This is a genomic window from Arthrobacter tecti (genome assembly GCF_054511355.1).
On record NZ_JBTNCT010000008.1, the window covers coordinates 30586 to 50680 of the forward strand.

Sequence of the window (20095 nt, forward strand, 5' to 3'; positions counted from 1 at the left end):
GCAATGCATTGTGACCCGTTGCCCGGTCGTCGCACAGCATAAGAGCAGGTGTCGATGGGTTAACCTTGTGAGGCGTACGGATGAAGGCGGGAGCTCGGCCCGGGGCCGAATAGACAACCGGATCATCAACGCTCAAACCGCACCAGTGCCTAGGAGCTGAACCCGCATGACGGACCTCATCGACACCACAGAGATGTACCTGCGGACCATCCTGGAGCTGGAAGAAGAGAACATCGTTGCACTGCGTGCGCGGATCGCTGAGCGGCTGCGCCACTCCGGACCAACGGTGTCCCAGACGATTGGCCGGATGGAGCGCGATGGACTGGTGATCGTCACAGGTGACCGCCACCTGGAACTCACCGAACTTGGGCGTCGCAGGGCGACGGAGGTCATGCGAAAGCATCGCCTCGCCGAGCGCCTGCTCGCCGATGTCATCGGTCTCGACTGGGCGTATGTCCATGATGAGGCTTGCCGGTGGGAACACGTCATGAGCGAACGGGTTGAACGCAGACTGTATGAACTGCTCGGCCAACCAAAGGAATCGCCTTACGGCAATCCGATCCCGGGGCTTGAGGCTCTCGGCGGCGAGCCGTCCGTTGCGTTTACGTCAGGCGTGAGCAGCCTCACAGATGCGATGGTGACTTACGCGCAGGGCTCCACGGTGACCCTGGTGCGTCTGGCAGAGCCCATCCAGGTTGATCCCGAACTGTTGACGCAGTTGGATGAGGGCGGACTGCGTCCGGGGGCGACGCTGCGTCTGGAGGCGGTTGGGGATTACGTCTCTGTCCGCGTACCGGGTGTTGAAGGGGCTCTGGAACTCCCACCGGAGGTCGCCTCACACGTATTCGTCGCCGTTCAGCCGTCAGTCTGATGCGCTGGATAGGCGAAAGGTATCCACATGTTGATAACGGAATGGTTACTTTTGCTTTAGCACCTCTATAGTGGAAAACTGGCGTTGATACTTCAGCGTTACCTAATTCGCATGCCTAACCCTGTCGGCGAATTCTGTGCTGAGACATGTGACAGGGGCGGAGGACCCACCAATCGGCCACGGCTATCCGTGACCTTGGGGTGAAGTTCACCAGCAACCATGAATGTGGCCGCGGGTGAGCCGAGTTTCTCATACTCGAATCCGACAGCTAACTTCGCAGGCAAAAATGAGAGAGGGTCTCCTTGTCGAATACTGCTTCGGGGCGCCGCCGTGCCAGCACCCCGCTCGCTGAAGCGCGGCCTCGCGACGCCCACCGGCGTGAACGTGCCGAGCGGGCAGCAGCCCACGCAACCGCCGGTGCAAGCGCTCCGGCTCTTGTTCCAGCTCCGGCTTCGGCTGTGTCCCCGAGCCCGGCTCGCGCTGCTTCAGTGTCTGCGGCTCCGGCTGTGGCTGCGCCGTCGGCTCCGGCCGTTACACTGGCGCCGGCAGTTGAGGTTGCCAGTGTGCCCATGCAGGAGTGCATTCGCACGCAGCACACTCGCCGAAGTGCCCGCGGCGGCTATACCGCACCCGCCGCACCGATGAAGCCGCGGGACGCACAGCGCCGCGAACGCCGGCGCAGGGCGGCAACCGCACGGCGGGATGTTTCCTTCACCGGACTCAGCCAAAAAGTGGCCATCGCAGCTGCCGCATCGGGAATGGTGCTTACCGTCGCACTGCCCACCACTGCGGCCGTCGCACCTGCCCAGATGCAGCAGGCTGCACACACCGGCCAGGACGCGGCGAAGCCCGTCCAGGCGGCCGCAAGCGCCGAGGTGACCTTTGACCGCGCCGCACTGCACGGGAAGTTCGACCCTGATGCCAAACTGGCCGAGATCGTGTCCGCATCCGGCAGTGACATCGTTGCAGCAGAGTCCAAGGGTTCCCTCTCTGCGCCGCTGGACAACGTGCAGCTGAGCTCGCCCTTCGGAAACCGCATCAGCCCGATTACCGGTGCCGGTGAACTCCACACAGGCCAGGACATGAGCGAGGCCTGTGGCACCGCCGTGAAGGCCGCTGCCTCCGGAACTGTCACTTTTGCCGGGTGGCACGCCTATGGCGGTGGCAACCGCGTTGTCGTCGAACACGGCAATGGGCTCAAGACCACGTACAACCACCTGTCCGTCATGGACGTCACCGTGGGACAGGAAGTGCTGCGGGGCCAGTCGATCGCGCGCGTGGGAAGCACGGGCGCGTCCACGGGCTGCCATCTGCACTTTGAAGTGATGATCGACGGGGAAAACGTCGATCCGCTCGGCTGGCTCTAGGAAGCCAGTGCGTTTTTCGTCCCCGTTTATAACGGGCGACACACCGTTCCGTGATCGGAATGTGACATAGCCGCTGAACTGATGTACCGTCTAACTCGTGCCAAATCGCAGGGGGTTTGGCACCCTCGCGCAGATCGCCTAGCTCTGCCACTGCTCGAGGTCCGTTCGCAACAATCGCATGGCAGGGGCGGGGGAACCAATTGCGGGCTTCGAAAGAAGTCCTAGGGGTTAAGTCGCAGGATCTGAAAGATCCGCGGCCGGGTGACTCCCATCCGAATCCGACAGCTCACCTCGCAGGCGTAGGGAGAGGCAATTTAACGTGTCAAACAGCTCTGCGCTCGGACGCCATCGCGCGGTTCCGGCTCATACCAACTCGCTCGCAGCAATTTCCAAAGCTGTATCTTCGAACGCCGGATCGGTAGGACGCCAGGCAGCGGTTATCGTCGCAGCTTCCGGTCTCGTCCTTACCGCAGGCCTCCCGGCACACGGTGCCGCAGACGCCCAGCGCTCGGCGCAGGCAGTCAAGACTCTGAACTCCATCTCCGCCGAAGCGGCGACCGTCAGCGCTTCCGCGGATGCGGCAGTGACCTTTGAGCGCGCAGCCGTGGAAGCCGTCGCTGCTCCCGTTGAGGTAGCTCCCGTCGAGGTCGCTCCGGTTGTTGCCGTCCAGGCCGACGTCGTGGCGGAAGCACCGGTTCCCGTCCCGGCCGCTGAGCCGGTTACCGTAGAGGCAACGCCGGCAGCACCGGTCGAGGTGGAGGAAGCGGCCGTTGAGGCTCCTGAGCCGGTTGAAGCGCCATCGGCCAGTGGAATCGGCGCAGCGCTCGTTGGTTCGGCCTACGCCCAGATTGGTGTGTCGCAGGACTGCACCGCGATGGTTGAGAACGCGTTGCGCTCAATCGGCAAGTCCGTGGGCGACATTGCGCCGGGCGACTTCTTCGCATTCGGGTCGGTTGTCTCCTCGCCTGCACCCGGTGACCTTGTCATTTCAGCCGGTCACGTCGCCATCTATGTAGGCAACGGTCAGGTCATCAGCGGTGGCTTCAACGGCATGAACACCGTTCTTCACAACTTGTCCGACCTCTCCGGCTACAGCTTCGTACGCGTTAGCTAGAACCAGATCGACCTGGAGCTTCAACACATGACCTCGAATTCCCGCGCCACCATTGCGCGCCACCGTGCCGAAGTACAGCGGTCGGCCCACCTTTCCTCCATTGCCCGCGCCGTCAGCGATAATGCCGGCGGAGTAGGCCGCCAGGCAGCGGTCATCGCCGCTGCGTCCGGGCTTGTCCTCAGCAGCGGTGTTGCCGCCAATGCGGTGGAACTGCCCGCTGAACGCAACGCAGTCACAAGCACCCTGGAGATCCAGGCCGTCACAGCCCCCGTTCAGGCGGCTGCCGACGCCAAGGTTTCGTTCAACAAGGCGGCTGTAAAGGCCGTTGCTGCGCCCACCGTGGCCGCCCCTGCGGTGACACTGCAGGCTGAAGAGATTGTGGAAGCCGCGCCGGTTGTTGTGGCGGAGCCTGTGGTCTCCGAGCCCGCAGCTGAAGTAGAAGTTGCTGCCGAAACCGTAGCCGTTCAGCCTGAAGCACCGGCGCCTGTTGCTCCCGAGGTCTCCTCGGGCGTAGCAGCAACGATCGCCGCAGCAGCCCAAGGCCAGCTCGGTGTGATCCAGGACTGCACCCGCCTTGCCAGCAACGCCCTCGCTGCAGCAGGCATCAACTTCCACGGATGGCCAGCAGGTTACCTATCGCTCGGACGCACTGTCAGCGCCGCTGAAGCGATCCCAGGTGACCTCATCTACTACGCCGACGGCGGCATGGGTGCAGCACACATCGCTGTATACATTGGCGGCGGACAGGCAGTGCACGGCGGTTTCAACGGGAACCAGACCGTTGTAGCTCCGGCAAACCTCGGTTCCGGACCGGTATTCATCCGCGTCGGAGGCTAGTCCAAAAGCTCTCGACTGAAGGCCCCCTGCCACCAGGCAGGGGGCCTTTTGCGTGTGGCGATTGACGAATCCTTAGGCTGACGGCTTACCCTTGCAGTGTCAATCCGAAGTACCTTCGCTGTAACTTCAGGGACGTCCCTCAGGTTTCAGGGTATGGACGGCAAAGAGGAATGTGCATGCGCACTCTCGTTCTGAATGCTGGATATGAACCACTGGCGGTGGTGACCTTCCGCCGGGCGCTGGTGCTTGTGCTCACGGGGAAGGCCAGCGTGGTCGCTGAAGGAGATGACCCCGTTGTGGGTCCCACCGAAATACTTTCGCGCCCCTCGGTGATCCTCCTCAATCGCTACGTGAACATTCCGTACCGCCACAGTCTGGTTGCGACCCGTCGGGGCGTGCTCCGGCGCGATAATCACCTATGCGCTTACTGCGGCAAGGCGGCGTCAACGATCGACCATGTTCTCCCGCGGTCCCGCGGCGGTGAGGACAGCTGGGAGAATCTCGTTGCCTGCTGCCTCCGCTGCAACAATGCCAAGGGGGATAAGACCCTGGCGTCATTGGGTTGGTCGCTGCGCGTGGTTCCCAGGCCGCCGCGGGGTACCTGCTGGCAGATCCGGGAGCTGGAAAAGCCCTCGCCGCAGTGGAGCGAGTTTCTTCCTGCCGATAACGCTGCGTGAGTGCTTCGGCCCCGAAGCCTGGGCGTGATCACACTCTTTTGTTCGACGCGGCGATTCTGAGTGGTGGAAGGTCTTCCCGGCTTGGTGGTGTCCCGAAAGCATCCTTGCGGATCGGTGACCGGACCCTCCTTGCCCGCACCTGCGAGGCGGCGTCGGCTGCCCGGCGTCTCGTCGTCGTCGGGCAGTCCACGCCTGGAGTGCCGGAACGGACAGAGCTACTCCGGGAGGAACCGCCGTTCGGGGGGCCGGCGGCGGCGGTGGCGGTTGCCGTCGGGCACTTGTGTTCCAACCACGCAGCGTGGCTGCTGGTGCTCGCCTGCGACATGCCGCGTATCGTCGAAGCGCTGCCGGCACTTCTGACAGGTGCACGGGAAACCGGTGCCTCGGTTCTGGCGCACGACGGCGGCCGCGACCAGCCGCTGGCGGCCCTGTATCGCTGGAGTGACCTTGAACCCGCCGTCGATAGCGGGGTGTTCACGAATCTGTCCATGCGCCACCTGCTTGCTAGGGTGCAATGGAGTGCAGTCGAGGTACCCGCGGGCTCAACCCACGACGTCGATACGTGGTCCGACGCCCAAGAACTTGGGATCGAGGAGCCGGACGCGGACCAATAGCGAAAGGTTCACCATGGAGGATCGGGATCGCCTGCTGCGGCAGTGGAGTGAGCAGCTCATCGAAATGTTCGAACTCGACGGAACGGAGGTTGACGTCGACGCCGTCCTGGCGCTTGCCGGGATTGCCGCACATTCAGTGGTCCGGCCTGCAGCTCCGCTGACCACGTTCATCGCAGGATATGCCGCGGGGATGGCGGTGGGGATCGGGCAGGCGGATAGTGCAACCGCCCAGCGGTCGGCCATCGAGGCAGCGCGCGCAGCGTGCCCACCCACAGCGGACGGGGAGCGCCAGTGACGGAATCGGGCAGGAACGTCTCCTGGGAGACGGCGCTCAGGCTGGCTTTCCACGCAGCGACGCCCAAGCCCGCGCAAACCGTCAAGCTCGCGGACGCCCTGGGCCAGACCCTCGCAGAACCCGTGGTGGCACTGCAGCCCATACCGCATTACGCGTCCTCGGCCATGGACGGATGGGCAGTGCACGGTGAGCCCCCTTGGACCCTGGTCACTCCCGAACCGGTCGAAGACAGCCCGTGGCAGCGTGCGCACGCGCACAAGACGTCCGGCTATGCGGATCTGGCGCCGGGCGAGGCCACCTTCATCCTGACCGGCGGCGTGGTGCCGCCTGGAGCCAGCGGAATTCTGCGGACCGAACACGGAGCCATCCGGGGCTGCACATTAACACGGAACGATCAGGCGAGGGCAGATGAACCTGCCGATCAGGAGCACATCCGGCCGGCAGGCGAAGAGGCGCCCGAAGGAACCGAGGCCATTGCCGCGGGATCTGTCCTGAACCCTGCACAAATCGCCCTTGCCGCCGTGTGCGGTTGGGACTTCCTGCCTGTGCTCCGGGCTCCCCGTGTTTCGCTACTGCTGACCGGTGATGAAGTGATCGAGGCAGGTCTTCCAGAACCCGGGCAGGTCCGCGACACATTCGGGCCGCAACTCCCGGGACTGGTCACCATGCTCGGTGGGCATGTGGACACGGTGGCCAGGGTACGCGACGATCTCGACGATGTCGTGGCCGCGATCAGCGCAGAAGCGCTGGATGAGCTGTCCCTGGCCCGGGCCTCGGGTGATGTATTGATCAGCACCGGCGGCACCGGATCCTCAGACGCGGACCACATCCGCCGTGCGCTCACCGTCCTTGAGGCTGACTTCATCATTGACGGGATCGCGATGCGCCCGGGCCATCCCACCCTCCTGGCGAAACTGCAGGACGGCCGGTTCTTCGTGGGACTCCCGGGCAATCCACTGGCCGCGATGATGGCCCTGTTCACGGTGGCCCGCCCGCTCCTGGCCGGATTGCGGGGAGCGGCGTTCCCTGAGCCGCAGCGAGCGCTTGCCGGTGAGGATTTCGAGGCACTGCCCGGCCGGACGCGTCTCGTCCCTTACCGGAACACCGAAGGGCGGGCGATGCCCACCGTGCATCACCGGTCCGGGATGCTCCGGGGCCTTGCCGACGCCGATGGCATCCTCGTGGTTCCCGCCAATGGATGTGAGGTAGACGAGAAAATACCGGCCATCCCGCTGCCGTGGCGCACCGGGGCGTAAGCGTCTGACCTGCGCTGCTATTTCCTGCTGCAGTCGAAGAAAAATTTGCTGGAAGATTGCTTAGCGCAATCAACAGCTGCCGGGTACGGTGGTCTAGGGGCGAGGCAACAAGAAGGGAAGCGCACCATGACCCGACATGATCCTCAGGTCGAGGAAGCTGACGAGTCTGACCTCGAGGTTGGCCCGCCGAAGGACTGGGCCGGTGGATTGCCCGCTGTCTTCTACTCCGTCAAGCCCGCCGTCAAGCATATGGGGCCGGAGCGCAGCGCCAGGACCCTCCTCAACGTGAATCAGAAGGAGGGGTTCGACTGCATGAGCTGCGCGTGGCCGGATCCCGGCCACCGAAGCGCCTTCGAGTTCTGCGAGAACGGTGCGAAGGCCGTAACGTGGGAGGCGACGCCGGTCACCATAGCCTCCGACTTCTGGGCAGAGCATTCAATCACTGAGCTGCGGGACAAGTCCGAGTACTGGCTCGGCATGCAGGGGCGGCTCACGGAGCCTGTCTACAAACCGGCGGGAGAAGACCACTACCGTCCAATCAGCTGGGATCGGGCTGTTTCCATCGTGGCGGACAAGCTCAATGGTTTGGAATCTCCTGATCACGCAGCCTTCTACACCAGCGGCAGAGCCTCCAACGAGGCGGCGTTCCTCTATCAGCTCTTCATCCGCGGCTACGGCACCAACAACCTGCCCGACTGTTCGAACATGTGCCACGAGTCCTCGGGCTGGGGAATGGGCCAGACGATCGGCGTCGGGAAGGCAACTGTCACCTACAACGACTACCTCGAAGCTGACCTTCTGATTCTCATCGGTCAGAATCCGGGTACCAACCATCCGCGCATGCTCTCCGCGTTGGAGAAGCAGAAGCAGAATGGCGGCCACATCGTTGCCGTCAACCCACTGCCCGAAGCAGGGCTTAAGCGTTTCAAGAATCCCCAGAAGCCCAACGGTGTGGTTGGCGGTGGGACAGAACTCGCCGATCAGTTCCTCCAAATCCGCAGCGGTGGGGATATGGCACTTCTGCAGGCGGTCTCCAAGCGCGTGCTCGACGCCGAGGACGCCACCCCGGGATCCGTGCTGGACCATGACTTTCTGGCGAAGCACTGCGAGGGACTCGACGAACTGAAGCTGCACCTGGCCGATCTCGACGAGCAACTGGTCCTGGAAGCCACCGGGCTGACTTCCGCTGAGATTGATGAACTGGCCGAGCGATACATGAAGGCAGAGAAGGTGATCATCTGCTGGGCAATGGGCGTGACCCAGCAGAAGAACGGCGTGGGAACCATCAAGGAGATCATCAATCTCCTGTTGCTGCGGGGAAACATCGGTAAGCCCGGTGCCGGCGCATCACCGATCCGCGGTCATTCCAACGTGCAAGGCGACCGCACGATGGGCATCTGGGAGCAAATGCCGCCGGCGTTCCTCGATGCGCTGGGCAAGGAATTCTCCTTCGAGCCGCCACGGGCACACGGCGCAGACGCTGTCGAGACAGTCCGCCGGATGCGTGATGGCCAAATTTCCTTCTTCATGAGCCTCGGTGGAAATTATGTGGCTGCCATGTCGGACACCGCAGCCACGGAGGCCGCGATGCAGAAGTTGAAGATGAATGTCCAGGTATCAACGAAGCTCAACCGTTCCCACACTGTCGTTGGCGAAGAAGCGTTGATCCTCCCGACGAAGGGCAGGACGGAAATCGATACCCAGGCGACTGGTCCCCAGTTCGTCTCTGTTGAGGACACCGTCAGCGCCGTTCACCCCTCCTGGGGCAAGGTCCATCCGGTCAGTCCCCACCTCCTTTCGGAGGTGGCGATCATCTGCCGGATCGCGAAGGCGACGCTGGGCGGCAAGGTGGCTGCTGACTGGGATGGTTTCGAAAGTGACTATGACAGGATTCGTGAGCACATCTCCCGAGTGGTGGTCGGATGCGAAAACTACAACCAGCGCATCCGCCAAAAGGGTGGGTTTGTGTTGGCTAACGGGCCACGGGATTCACGTACCTTCAACACACCTACGGGCAAGGCGCAGCTCACGGTGAACGCCCTGGACCTTATCGCTTGCCCTCCCGGCCGCTTGATCCTGCAGACCATGCGCTCCCACGACCAGTTCAACACCACGATCTACGGGTACAACGATCGCTATCGTGGAATCAAGAAGGGCCGGCATGTGATCTTTGTGAGCCCCGACGACCTTTCGGAACTGGGCTTCGAGGACGGTCAGCTCGTGGACGTCCACGGAGAGTACGCCGACGGAAAGGACCGCGTCCTGCGGAAGTTTCGGGTGGTTTCCTACCCCACGGCCCGCGGCTGTGCAGCCGTGTATTACCCGGAAGGCAACGTGCTGGTGCCCCTGGATGACACGGTCAAGGGCAGCAACACGCCCGTCTCGAAGGGCATTATTGTGCGTCTCGAGGCTGCGTCGGAAGGCCCGGCCGGCGGCGCCGGCGAGGAGAACGGACGTGCTGACATGCCGGCCACCGTGTAACCGGCATATCCGCCAAAGCGCGTCCTACTGGCCGGTGGCAGCGAACCCGGCGCTGTCGGGGCCGCCGTCCGGTCCGTCACCCGCGACGCGTTCGGCGGTAGCCGCGGCGTCGCGCACTGCCTCGTCGGATGATTTGGAGCCGTCGCCCACGCTCGCGTCGCTTGCTGCCGCGTATCCGACGTAGAACGCGGCGAGGGCGCCGGCGCCGGGCGACACCAGCCCGGAGATTCGTTCGGCGAGGCCAAGGATTTCCTGGGTGTCTACTTTGAGGTCGAGGATCTGCAAGGCCTGGGTGAGCCGTTGGCTCCACTGGTCCAGGTCTTCCTTGTTGCCGTCGACGGTGGCCATGTCGGTTCCTTTCGCGAGTGCCTCATGGGATCCGGGCTGAGCGAAACCGGAAGGGCAAGTATTCCAAGGATTAGCACGGGGCCCGAGGTTCCACAACGCCTCCGGCAGCCGTCAGGGCAAGTGTCCGCTAACGTCGAAGTGAGAAGGAAGGTGATCGCGTGGCAAGGAACTTGGATCGCAGGCGCATTGTCCGCTTCAGACTGGATGGTCCTCCGAGTCGCCGCGAGGACAGGCTGGCAGGGGAGGAGCCGCTCGAGATCCGGTTGGGCAGCAAGGCCTTCACTGTCACGATGCGCACTCCCGGTGATGACTTCGACCTTGTAGCCGGTTTCCTGGTGTCCGAGGGAGTGGTCAGAGACCCTGGAGAGCTGATCAGTTTGCGGTACTGCGCCGGCGTAGACGAGCAGGGGCTTCAGACCTTCAACGTAGTGGAGGCGCAGTTGCGCCCGGACGTCGCTCTACCCGACACCGGGATGGAACGCCACGTCTACACGTCCAGTTCCTGTGGGATCTGCGGCACCGCGTCCATTGACGCCGTCCGCAAGTCCGCCCACTTCGACGTGCACGACGACGACGGCACAGTGGACCTCGCGGTACTTGCCTCCCTGCCGGAACGGTTGAGGGAGAGCCAGAAGCTCTTCGACCGCACAGGAGGTGTTCACGCTGCGGGCCTGTTCTCGATGGACGGTGAGCTACTGTGCCTCCGCGAGGATGTCGGCCGGCACAACGCGGTGGACAAGGTGGTCGGGTGGGCACTGAGGAATGGAAGGCTGCCGCTGCGCGGCACCGTTCTGCAGGTCTCCGGACGGGCCTCATTCGAGCTCGTGCAGAAAGCCCACCTCGCAGGGGTGCCGATGCTCGCGGCCGTGAGTGCGCCGTCGTCGTTGGCTGCGGATCTCGCGGAAGAAGCAGGTATCACGCTCGTCGGGTTCAGCCGCGGGGAAAGCCTGAACTGCTACACGCACACCCACCGGATCGCCACGGAATAGGTACTCACACCCCGGAGTTGCAGAGAAGTATGGAACTCGGCATTTTCAGCTTCGGGGACATTCACCCCAACCCGGTCACCGGCGAGCGGGTCTCGGCCGAGCAGCGCATGGCCGACCTCCTCGAACGGGCGCGGCTGGCGGACGAAGTGGGGCTGCATTACTTCGGCATCGGCGAACACCACCGACCCGACTACGCGGTCTCCTCGGTTGTTCCCGTACTCGCAGCGGCGGCGGCGCAGACCCGCACCATCCACGTCGGCTCGGCGGTAACGGTCCTCAGTACCGAAGATCCGGTACGTGTGTACCAACAGTTCGCCACGTTGGACCTGCTGTCCGGTGGACGGGCGGAACTCACGGCCGGCCGCGGTTCCTTCATCGAGTCCTACCCGCTGTTCGGGGCGGCACTGGAGGACTATGACGCACTGTATGAGGAGAAGATCCAGCTCCTGCTGCAGCTCAATGCCGAGGAACGCGTAACCTGGTCCGGCCGCTTCCGCGCACCGCTGCAGGACGCGCTCATCCTGCGCCGGCCAACCCGCGAGCAACTGGACATCTGGATCGCCACGGGAGGGACGCCGTCGTCGTCGGTTCGGGCCGCCAGGCTGGGACGGCCGGTTATCTTCGCGTTGCTTGGCGGCGCGGTGGACAACTTTGCGCAGCACGCGGCGCTCTACCGGGACGAGTTTCATGCATCGTCCGGCGGGGTCCCACGGCTGGGAGTGAGCGGCGTGGGCCTCGTCCTGCGGCAGGGGGCGCAGGAGGCGTTTCGGCCCTACTGGCTGGATACCATGACGCGGATATCGGCGGAACGCGGGTTCCCCAAACCCAGCGGAGTTACCTACAACATGCAGGCTGCGCGGACCGGTGCGCTGTACGTCGGTACACCCGAGGAAGTCGCCGAGAAGATTGTGCTCACGCACTCGGCCATGAAACATGAGCGGCATATTTTGCAGCTGGACTTCTCCTCGGTACCGCAGGCGCAGGTGCTTGAGTCCATCGAACTGCTGGGTACCGAGGTGCTGCCCATGGTGAATTACGCCCTCGGCAGCACCGTCACCGGAGCGGACCGAAAGTGTCCGCGATAGGTCCTAAGCTGAGAACCCACCAACGGGAGGCGATCCATGAGCATGGAAGGCGCGGCCTGGAGTTCCCTTTACCGGATCTCCTCCGCCAAGAACGGTAACAACAAGTTTTCGAGACAGACGCTGAAGCGGATCCTCTCTTTCGCCGTGCCGTACAAGTTCAAGCTGGTGCTGTTCATTGTGCTTTCGGTGGTCTCGGCCTTCCTGGCAGTTGCCACCCCGGTCCTCGCAGGGCAGGTGGTCGACGCGATCATCGCCGGAACCGGCGTGGAGACCATCGTGTGGCTCGCCGTCGTCATCGCCCTCGTTGCGGTCGCGGACACTGGTGTGGGCCTGGCCACACGTTGGTACTCCTCGCGCATCGGCGAGGGAGTGATCCTCGACCTGCGCACCGCGGTGTTCGACCATGTGCAGAAGATGCCGATTGCGTTCTTCACGCGGACCCGGACCGGCGCGCTGGTGAGCCGGCTGAATAACGACGTGATCGGTGCGCAGCAGGCGTTCAGCGGAACGCTCTCCGGAGTGGTCAGCAACCTGGTGGCGTTGATCCTCACCCTGATTGTCATGCTCAGCACGTCTGTGCTGGTGACAGTTCTCGCGATCGTTATGCTGCCGATTTTCCTGCTGCCCGCCCGGCGGATGGGACGCCGGCTGGCGTCGCTGCGGCGTGAGGCAGCGGACTACAACTCGACCATGAGCACGCAGATGACTGAGCGGTTCTCGGCTCCGGGCGCCACGCTCGTGAAGCTCTTCGGGCGTCCCGATGAGGAGTCGGACGAATTCCGGATCAGAGCTGCCAGGGTCCGGGACATCGGCGTCCGGACGGCGATGCTGCAGTTCGTGTTCTTTTCGGCACTGATGCTCGTCTCAGCTCTCGCACTGGCTCTCGTGTACGGGCTCGGCGGAACGCTTGCACTGGGCGGAGCGCTGGACACCGGCGAGGTGGTGACCCTCGCGCTCCTGCTCACGCGGCTCTATGCACCCTTGACGTCGCTGGCCAACGCACGCGTCGAGATCATGAGTGCGCTGGTGAGCTTCGAGCGGGTGTTCGAGGTGCTGGACCTGGACCCGCTGATCAAGGAAAAGCCCGACGCCGGAACCATCCCGGCCGGTCCGGTTGCCGTTGAATTCGACAACGTACGGTTTGGATATCCGTCTGCGGACAAGGTCTCGCTGGCTTCCCTTGAGGAGGTCTCCACGCTGGACACCCGCGGTGGTGAGGAGGTTCTGCACGGCATCGATTTCCGGATAGAACCCGGTCAGACTGTGGCGCTGGTGGGCACTTCAGGAGCAGGAAAATCCACGATCGCGCAGTTGCTGGCCCGACTGTACGACGTCGACGAAGGCGCGGTCCGGATCGGAGGGAAGGATGTTCGCGATGTGACGTTCGAGTCTATGCGGCACACGCTCGGAATGGTGACCCAGGACGGCCACCTGTTCCACGAAACCATCGGAGCCAACCTCCGGCTGGCGCGCCCCGGCGCCACGGATGAGGAGGTGTGGGACGCGGTGCGCCGGGCGCGCCTGGAAACCCTGATCAGGGCGCTGCCCGATCAGCTGGACACCATGGTCGGAGAGCGTGGCTACCGGTTGTCCGGCGGTGAACGCCAGCGCATGACCATCGCCCGGCTGCTGCTGGCCCAGCCCCGTGTAGTGATCCTGGATGAGGCCACCGCTGCACTGGATTCAACATCGGAAGCAGCAGTGCAGGCTGCCCTGAGCGAAGCGCTGGAGGGTCGGACCGCGCTCGTCATCGCACACAGGCTGTCAACCATACGAAGTGCGGACCAGATCCTGGTGATCGAGGAGGGACACATCGCGGAGCGGGGAACCCATGACGAGCTGCTTGCAAGCGATGGCCGTTACGCGGAACTGCACCGTACGCAGTTCGCCGTCCAGAAGGCAGTTGCGCCGGATGAGCTGCCGGAGGAGCTCGACGCAGCACTCACGGAGTAGCGCTGGTCGGGGTTGCTTCGCCGTCGAGCTTTGACTCCTTGCCCTCCGGTACCTGCAACCGGGGGAGCGTGATATTCACCAGCGGGCCCACCAGAAGCGCAAAGGCGACGGTGCCAACGCCCACGGTTCCGCCCAGCACCCAGCCGAGGGCGAGCACTGAGACCTCAATCCCGGTGCGCACCTTCCAGATGGCCCACCCCCACCGGCGGTTGATGCCGGTCATGAGCCCGTCGCGCGGTCCGGGGCCCATCCGGGCTCCGATGTAGAGCCCGGTAGCTACTGCAAGGAGGAGCAGCCCTGCCGTGAAGAGGAGAATCTGCACCCAAAGCTCGGTTTGCTGCGGCACGACGGCGAGAGCCACCTCAGCGCTCGGCCCGACCAGCAGGACGTTCAGGATGGTTCCGACGCCAGGCTTCTGCCGGATGGGAATCCAGAGCAGCAGGACCGCCAGGCCAATCAGGTTGGTGGTCAGTCCAAAAGGGATGCCGCTCTGCAGCGAAACGCCCTGGCCAAGGACATCCCACGGTGAGACACCGATCCCGGCTCGGATCATCATGCCGATAGAGAAGCCGTAGAGGAAAAGGCCAAGCAGAAGCTGCACTATGCGGCGCACGAGAAGGAAGGGCATTGTTCCAGTGAACTGCGATATTGGCCTTCCCACAAGAGGCCAATTTACATAAACTGGCTTGATGCAAACTCTTTCGGCCCGCCGGTTGGTCATGCTCCTCGCTGATTGGCGTAGCGGAAATCCCGCCTACAGTGCGCTCGCAGACCGCATCCGCCTGCTCATCCTCGATGGACGGATCCCGATCGGGGCACGTCTCCCGGCCGAACGTGAACTTGCCCGGCAACTGAGCTTGAGCCGGACCACGGTCACGGCTACATTCGCCCGTCTGCGCGATGCCGGGTACCTTTCGAGCACACGCGGATCGGGCAGCGTTGCAATGCTTCCTGCCGGCGAACCAGTGGCGGCGGAGCTTCCGGGCCAGGGACTGCTCGATTTCAGCAAGGCCGCGCTACCCGCCGCGCACCAACTGGCGGATGCTGCAACCCGGGCAGCCGCTTCGCTTCCCGCGTTTCTGGGTAGCCCGGGCTATGACCCTGTCGGATTGCCCCAGCTCCGGCAGGCCATAGCCGACCGCTATGCCGCACGCGGCCTGCCCACCGACCCCTCACGGATTATGGTGACGATCGGCGCACAACACGCAATAGCGCTTCTGTCCAGGGTGCTGCTGGACCGCAGTGATACCGCCGTCGTCGAGACGCCAAGCTATCCCCACGCCTACGACGCGCTGCGCTCGGCAGCCAGGAGGCTGGTACCGGTGAACGTCACCACCGGCGGCGGCTGGGACGAGGACGCCCTTCGGCAGTCCTTCGCACGCACCCATCCGGCGCTCGCCTATGTCATGCCGGATTTTCAGAACCCGACCGGCCGCACCATGGGGCCGGAGCAACGAACCGAACTCCTGCGGACCGCTGCAAAGTACGGCACCGTTGTTGTGGCCGATGAGACCATGGCTGAACTGGCGATCGACGACGACGACGGCGGTCGTCCCCTTCCGCTCGCAGCCTACGGGCCGGCCGTGCTCATTGGTTCGCTGGGCAAGACAGTGTGGGGTGGGCTTCGTATCGGGTGGATTCGGGCGGAGCCGGATCTGGTGCAGCGGCTGGTAAGGGCCCGCTTCTCCTCCGACCTTGGTACGCCTATCCTTGAGCAGCTGATCGCAGCGGATGTGCTCGGACAGTACGAGTCCATCCTGGCCGAGCGCGGGCGCCGGCTGCGCGAAGGGCGTGACCAACTGGCTTCGCTGCTCTGGGACCGGCTACCAGGCTGGGACGTTCCAGAGGTGAGGGGAGGGCTCGCTCTCTGGGTTGGGCTCGGACGTCCCGTAAGTTCGCAGCTCACCCTGGCCGCACGCAACGAGGGCTTGTTGTTGGCCGCCGGGCCGCGCTTCGGGCTCGATGGCGCGTTTGAACGGTTCCTGCGCATTCCATTCAGTTATCCGGCAGAGCAGACGGAACGTGCCGTTGACATCCTGGCTCGGTGTTGGCAAGCGTTGCCGTTCGCGCAGCATTCGGAAGCCGGCTATCTGGCTGAAGTGGTCTGATCCGGCTGCCGCGAAAGCCTGGTTGTCAGCCTCAGATTCTTGTTCGGACCGGTCACCCGCCAGGTGTAATTCCAGGAATCGCTGTCCTTGATGGCGAATGAGCCCCGGTAGAGATCCGGTTGGCAGAGGTGTTCCGGGGTATCTGATCCGTTCTCCAGATTCAGTGCGTGAAAGAACCGGCCGTCCTCGAAGAACACGTTCATTGAGTAATCGTCGATGCCCGGCCGCCAAGTCAGCGCCCGTGTAGCGGTAGTTGGGGCCAGGCCGGCCCAGGCCAGGGTGCCGTGCTCGCGGTGGAGGAGGGCGCCGTCGTCGTCGTGCTTGGTGAAAGTCGCGGTCCCGTTGAAGGTGCCTTTGGTGCCGGACGTCAGATCCTTCAGGGTGCGGCGGACTTCCCAGGTTCCCGGGAGGAAGGCACGGAGGGCCGGGCTGGAATGCATGGGTGTTGCTTACAGATCGAAGTAGGCGCGGATGTCGTTCAGGAAATCGAGGTCTGGACTGAGATCGCTGGGAGTGACGTAGGCGGAGCGATCTTGCGAGTACACGAGGTAACTCAAGTCGGTTGATTCGTCACCGGTTTCGGCAGCGAACGCTCTCAAACTGTCTTCCAGGATGCGAAGCAGTTCCTGGCGGTCGTTAGTGGAGGTGGCGACCTCGATCCGGGTCGTGCTACTCATGCCTCCATGGTTCGAATAGCTGACAGATTGGCTGTCGACCCCCTCGACACTGGCGATTGCTTCTGCATACCTATCTTCCCTCGACTCGCTGAAGCAGCCGGTTGCAGAGAGGCTGGCTAGGCATAGCAATAGGAGAAGCAGGAGCCGTGACCTCGACATCAGTGCCTCCTTGCGATGGGGATGACCCAGGAATGTACCTCCATGGGATCAGCAGTCAGGAAGACTTTAGTCGACGGCATAGCGGCATACTGGTAAGCGAGTCCGGAAGGATCCTGCTCGGCGGCCCCGATCGATTCAGCGTAAGCACCAGCATGATGATTTCCCGCTACGTCCAGAAGATGGGTGGGGTTCGGTAACGACACTTCAGGAACCCCGTTCAGCATCACTTCTGCGACGCCAACCGGCGAATGCCCGTCACCCGCCAGCAGGCCACCAAGATCGAGCCGTGGTACGACGTCGGCTTCGTGTTGGAATCCGATTGCATCCACGTCACCCGGGAAGTGATTCGTGTCGATGGGCGAACCAAACGTCATCACATTGGTGACGTTGAACTTCTCCATGAATCCTGAGTCACCGATCAACGTGGCCGCGATCATGCCGCCCTGCGAGTGGCCCGACAGCATGACCGGATCGTTCGGTGAAATGCCTGCCTGTTCCATCGCCAGGCTTACGGCGTGTGAACCGGTGGAAAGCTGCCCCGAGGCCACAACCACGTTGCCGGTGACGTCCATTGCTGGCTCTCCGGTGCGGAACCACTCCTGTGTACCCGGGATGTCCACGATGTAGGCGGGCTTCCCGTCGCTGATGATTCTCGTAATTCGAACCGCACCATCACCCGTGCCCGGTACATCTGCATCGCCGTAGGCTCTGACGGTGTTTCGGGCAATATCCTGCAAGCTGGTTGGCACATGAGTGGGCAGGTGTCCAAACTCTGAGGGCCTAGCTCCGTCCGCTTCAACTGGAACCGGGATAGGTTCGCCGGCCCATGCGCTTCCATCATCGAAGAGTCGTGGATTGTAAGCTCCGCCGGTCAGGAGTGTTCCGGCGAAATTGATGGAGCCTCCGTAGAGGAGGATCGAAGTGGCGACCGCCTCAGTGACCGAGGGCGGCTCGCCGTTCCGAAAACTGTGGAACATGCCTGCGGCGTGGAGCGAGTGCTCGAATGAACTCTCGTAAGCGTCACCGAGGTTGTCGATCCGGAGGTCGATGTCGTCGGCAACCCATGCGAGGCCATCCTCAATCCATCCGGACACGTCCTCCACGCCGTCGCCGACGGTGTCCACCGCGCTGTCGAAGACGTCGCCGGACCCGTCCCAAAGTTCTTCGGCGGCATACCAGAGCTCGTCCCAGAAGTCCGGTTGGTCACCGGAACCGGAGCCAGGACCGGCCGCACCAGCCCGCGTCTGAAGCTCATCGCTGGTGCGGTCCTGCGCGTCAGCGTTCTCCAGGGCAACCTGGGCGTGCTCCCGCAACTGATCCGAAATGCGAATCAACGCCAACCGGCGACCCCCATTCCAGGCTGACCGGAACCCATCGGCGTCTCCACCCTGCCAGGGGATGGTGGAAATAATGCCGCTCACCTGGGCGCCGATCAGTTCAATGTTCCCCGCGGCGGAATCCAACGCGCGGGCAAAGTCCCGCACCTGGGCAGGGTCCATTCCCAGCATGGCGCTCATGCCCGCGCCCCCTGAGCCGATCCAGCAAAGTCATACGCACCCACCAGGGCAAAGGACAACTCACGGGCCACATGGCCCGGTTGGACCCGCGTCAACGTGACCGCGCCTTCGTCGGCACGGGTCCGGATCACGTACAGCTGATCGTCCGCGAACGACCACATCCCCGCCCAGGTGAGAACCCGGCCGCCCGCCCGGGTTTCCATAGTCGCCGTCACGGACGCAGTCTGATGAACGACGACGTCGGTCAGTTCCGCCGGAACGTCGAGTCCGGGGAGGGCAGCAGCCAACCCGCCGTCGTCGTCGGATTTTTGTTGCAGGTGCGTCGCAATTGCGGCGGAGACCTCTCGCGGAACTACGACGGGAGTCTCGCCGGTCACATCCCTGGCATTGGCGGCGTCGGCGCGAAGCTCCTCCACCGGGGGAAGGACGCGCACGGCACTTCCCCAGAACTGCGCAGCGTTGAACAGGCTGATCTCGACGGCGGGTTCGCGTCCGGTGATGCGGGTCCCGCCGTTGGGCAGGCTTTCGATGGTGCGGCGGCGGTAAACGCACGCGCCGCGACTGCCCGTGATGCTCAGTTCGCTTTGGCCCGAGAGCCCGTTGTATTCGGCGGTCATCCGAACTAGGGTGCCGGGGAAGAGGATGAGGTTAATTACGCCGAGCCATGCGTCAGTGATGGCGTCGCCGCGCGCGATGCCCGCCGTGCGCAGTTCTGCCCACGCCAGATTCACGGTTTCCTGAGGAAGGGCCGCTGTAGCGCTCGGGGTGTTCGCCGCAATATTGTCGCTGTCGTGCGCCGCGAACGTCGTGCCGGCGGCGTCCAGGGCTAATGCCCAGGCAATGTCCGAGATTCGGACAATCCGCGTTGGCCCCGGCACTGAAGTGAATGTCCCCATGGGAATCAACCTACCGGCCGGCAAAGACGGGCACGATGGGGAGGGCTGTCCATCGGTACGTGCCCCTGGCCGGAATCGAACCGACGACCTTCCCTTTAGGAGAGGGACGCTCTATCCTACTGAGCTACAGAGGCGGGTGGTGCGCAGAACGCAACCTGAATCGCAAGCGGTATTAGCTTACCGTCTTCGGGCTGCCGATCCGCACAGCGCGAGGGAGCAGCACCGCGAGAAGCCCGGCCACGCAGCACAACCCGAACAGCACCCAGCGCGAAACCGTCAGCGTCGACGCGAGGGCGACGGCACCGCCGTCGGCCGTGGAGGCCGCAAGAAGCGAGTCGATTGCGATGTTCTCCCACAGATCCACGACGACGAACAGCAGTACCGGAGTCCACAGAATCCAGCGGAGCTTCCGCCGCCCGGCGTTGAGCTCGATGAGCAGCAGCCAGGCGAGCCCGAAAATGAGCGGAAAGAGCGTTCCAGCGGTCTTGTGCACGTAGCTTAACTGCCCGAGCGCGTCCGCGCTCATGGCTGACTGGAGCCCGGTTATGTAGTTCGCGTCGTATCCGCCGAAGAGCATGTCCGGCATCGTCAACCCGCCGGATAGCTGGGTCATTTGCGAGAGCGTCAGCAGGTGGAAGTACCAGAACAGGAAGAGCGCGGCCGAGATGGCAGGAATGAGGATGAGGTTGCCGTTTGAGCGGGGCGCCTCTTTCCGTTCCCCCGTGGCCGGGACCGGCAGGCCGGCTGCCGCTGGTCCGTGCTTGCGTGCGATCTGCGCCTTCGTCTTGCCCATACGCCCATGCTAGCCCGATATGATCCTGTAGCCGTTCAGGAAAATCTAGTGCGAATTT

21 protein-coding genes, 1 tRNA gene and 2 riboswitches are annotated in these 20095 nt (G+C 63.6%); of the genes, 13 read left to right on the forward strand and 9 right to left on the reverse strand.

What is annotated here, in order from left to right:
- Nucleotides 1-166 precede the first annotated feature (166 nt).
- A complete protein-coding gene (locus tag ACX80C_RS10680) occupies nt 167-871 on the forward strand; it encodes a metal-dependent transcriptional regulator (protein WP_459326445.1) in 705 nt (234 codons plus the stop codon).
- 127 nt (nt 872-998) lie between these two features.
- Nucleotides 999-1169: riboswitch (cyclic di-AMP (ydaO/yuaA leader) on the forward strand.
- Here the strand turns inward: ACX80C_RS10680 and ACX80C_RS10685 are convergent.
- A complete protein-coding gene (locus ACX80C_RS10685; protein WP_459326446.1) occupies nt 1140-1442 on the reverse strand; it encodes a hypothetical protein in 303 nt (100 codons plus the stop codon). (Overlaps the previous riboswitch by 30 nt.)
- Here ACX80C_RS10685 and ACX80C_RS10690 point away from each other — a divergent pair.
- The 8 genes from ACX80C_RS10690 to ACX80C_RS10725 all read left to right on the forward strand — a co-directional run bounded on the left by ACX80C_RS10690 (nt 1441) and on the right by ACX80C_RS10725 (nt 9512).
- Entirely contained in the window at nt 1441-2238 is a 798-nt protein-coding gene (locus ACX80C_RS10690) for a M23 family metallopeptidase (RefSeq protein WP_459326447.1), read from the forward strand. The two genes, ACX80C_RS10685 and ACX80C_RS10690, sit on opposite strands and share 2 nt — an antisense overlap.
- Before the next feature lie 156 nt (nt 2239-2394).
- Nucleotides 2395-2552, forward strand: a riboswitch (cyclic di-AMP (ydaO/yuaA leader).
- A 5-nt stretch (nt 2553-2557) separates the two neighbouring features.
- Entirely contained in the window at nt 2558-3352 is a 795-nt protein-coding gene (locus ACX80C_RS10695; protein WP_459326448.1) for an NlpC/P60 family protein, read from the forward strand.
- Nucleotides 3353-3379: 27 nt separating this feature from the next.
- Nucleotides 3380-4189 (forward strand): NlpC/P60 family protein, encoded by an 810-nt coding sequence (locus tag ACX80C_RS10700; protein WP_459326449.1) that lies wholly within the window; start codon nt 3380-3382, stop codon nt 4187-4189.
- Between the two features lie 176 nt (nt 4190-4365).
- The gene (locus ACX80C_RS10705; protein ID WP_459326450.1) at nt 4366-4866 is read left to right on the forward strand and encodes an HNH endonuclease; all 501 of its coding nucleotides are present in this window, start codon (nt 4366-4368) and stop codon (nt 4864-4866) included.
- A 104-nt stretch (nt 4867-4970) separates the two neighbouring features.
- Nucleotides 4971-5480, forward strand: a complete 510-nt coding sequence (gene mobA / locus ACX80C_RS10710; protein ID WP_459326451.1) for a molybdenum cofactor guanylyltransferase — start codon at nt 4971-4973, stop codon at nt 5478-5480.
- Nucleotides 5481-5493: 13 nt separating this feature from the next.
- Entirely contained in the window at nt 5494-5775 is a 282-nt protein-coding gene (locus ACX80C_RS10715; RefSeq protein ID WP_459326452.1) for a DUF6457 domain-containing protein, read from the forward strand.
- Nucleotides 5772-7031 carry a molybdopterin molybdotransferase MoeA gene (locus ACX80C_RS10720; protein WP_459326453.1) on the forward strand — a complete coding sequence of 420 codons (1260 nt, stop codon included), beginning with the start codon at nt 5772-5774 and terminating at the stop codon, nt 7029-7031. The genes ACX80C_RS10715 and ACX80C_RS10720 overlap by 4 nt, the downstream gene beginning before the upstream one ends.
- A gap of 126 nt (nt 7032-7157) precedes the next feature.
- Nucleotides 7158-9512, forward strand: a complete 2355-nt coding sequence (locus ACX80C_RS10725; RefSeq protein WP_459326454.1) for an FdhF/YdeP family oxidoreductase — start codon at nt 7158-7160, stop codon at nt 9510-9512.
- A gap of 24 nt (nt 9513-9536) precedes the next feature.
- Here the strand turns inward: ACX80C_RS10725 and ACX80C_RS10730 are convergent, their stop codons facing one another.
- On the reverse strand, nt 9537-9860 hold the full coding sequence (locus tag ACX80C_RS10730; RefSeq protein WP_459326455.1) for a DUF6457 domain-containing protein: 324 nt from the start codon (nt 9858-9860) through the stop codon (nt 9537-9539).
- A 158-nt stretch (nt 9861-10018) separates the two neighbouring features.
- On the opposite strand from ACX80C_RS10730, the gene fdhD reads away from it, so the two are divergent.
- From fdhD to ACX80C_RS10745, 3 genes are read left to right on the forward strand one after another with little or no spacing between them, the layout of a single operon-like run.
- Nucleotides 10019-10849 (forward strand): formate dehydrogenase accessory sulfurtransferase FdhD, encoded by an 831-nt coding sequence (gene fdhD / locus ACX80C_RS10735; RefSeq protein WP_459326456.1) that lies wholly within the window; start codon nt 10019-10021, stop codon nt 10847-10849.
- 29 nt (nt 10850-10878) lie between these two features.
- Complete coding sequence (locus tag ACX80C_RS10740; RefSeq protein ID WP_459326457.1) at nt 10879-11934, forward strand: LLM class flavin-dependent oxidoreductase; 1056 nt, start codon at nt 10879-10881, stop codon at nt 11932-11934.
- Between the two features lie 36 nt (nt 11935-11970).
- Complete coding sequence (locus tag ACX80C_RS10745) at nt 11971-13887, forward strand: ABC transporter ATP-binding protein (RefSeq protein ID WP_459326458.1); 1917 nt, start codon at nt 11971-11973, stop codon at nt 13885-13887.
- Here ACX80C_RS10745 and yczE read toward each other — a convergent pair.
- Complete coding sequence (gene yczE / locus ACX80C_RS10750) at nt 13877-14515, reverse strand: membrane protein YczE (protein ID WP_459326459.1); 639 nt, start codon at nt 14513-14515, stop codon at nt 13877-13879. The two genes, ACX80C_RS10745 and yczE, sit on opposite strands and share 11 nt — an antisense overlap.
- Nucleotides 14516-14576: 61 nt before the next feature.
- On the opposite strand from yczE, the gene yczR reads away from it, so the two are divergent.
- Nucleotides 14577-15995 carry a MocR-like transcription factor YczR gene (gene yczR, locus ACX80C_RS10755; protein WP_459326460.1) on the forward strand — a complete coding sequence of 473 codons (1419 nt, stop codon included), beginning with the start codon at nt 14577-14579 and terminating at the stop codon, nt 15993-15995.
- Here the strand turns inward: yczR and ACX80C_RS10760 are convergent.
- From ACX80C_RS10760 to ACX80C_RS10785, 6 genes are all read right to left on the reverse strand, one after another.
- Nucleotides 15974-16435: a DUF6314 family protein gene (locus ACX80C_RS10760; RefSeq protein ID WP_459326461.1), complete on the reverse strand. Its 462-nt coding sequence runs from the start codon at nt 16433-16435 to the stop codon at nt 15974-15976. The two genes, yczR and ACX80C_RS10760, sit on opposite strands and share 22 nt — an antisense overlap.
- A gap of 9 nt (nt 16436-16444) precedes the next feature.
- Nucleotides 16445-16672, reverse strand: coding sequence for a hypothetical protein (locus ACX80C_RS10765; protein WP_459326462.1), 228 nt, complete (start codon nt 16670-16672; stop codon nt 16445-16447).
- A gap of 158 nt (nt 16673-16830) precedes the next feature.
- Nucleotides 16831-18348, reverse strand: coding sequence for a WXG100 family type VII secretion target (locus ACX80C_RS10770; protein WP_459326463.1), 1518 nt, complete (start codon nt 18346-18348; stop codon nt 16831-16833).
- Nucleotides 18345-19244, reverse strand: coding sequence for a hypothetical protein (locus ACX80C_RS10775; protein WP_459326464.1), 900 nt, complete (start codon nt 19242-19244; stop codon nt 18345-18347). Before ACX80C_RS10775 ends, ACX80C_RS10770 begins: the two co-directional genes overlap by 4 nt.
- A 60-nt stretch (nt 19245-19304) precedes the next feature.
- A tRNA-Arg gene (locus tag ACX80C_RS10780) sits at nt 19305-19378 on the reverse strand.
- Between the two features lie 38 nt (nt 19379-19416).
- Nucleotides 19417-20037, reverse strand: a complete 621-nt coding sequence (locus ACX80C_RS10785) for a hypothetical protein (protein WP_459326465.1) — start codon at nt 20035-20037, stop codon at nt 19417-19419.
- Nucleotides 20038-20095: the final 58 nt, after the last annotated feature.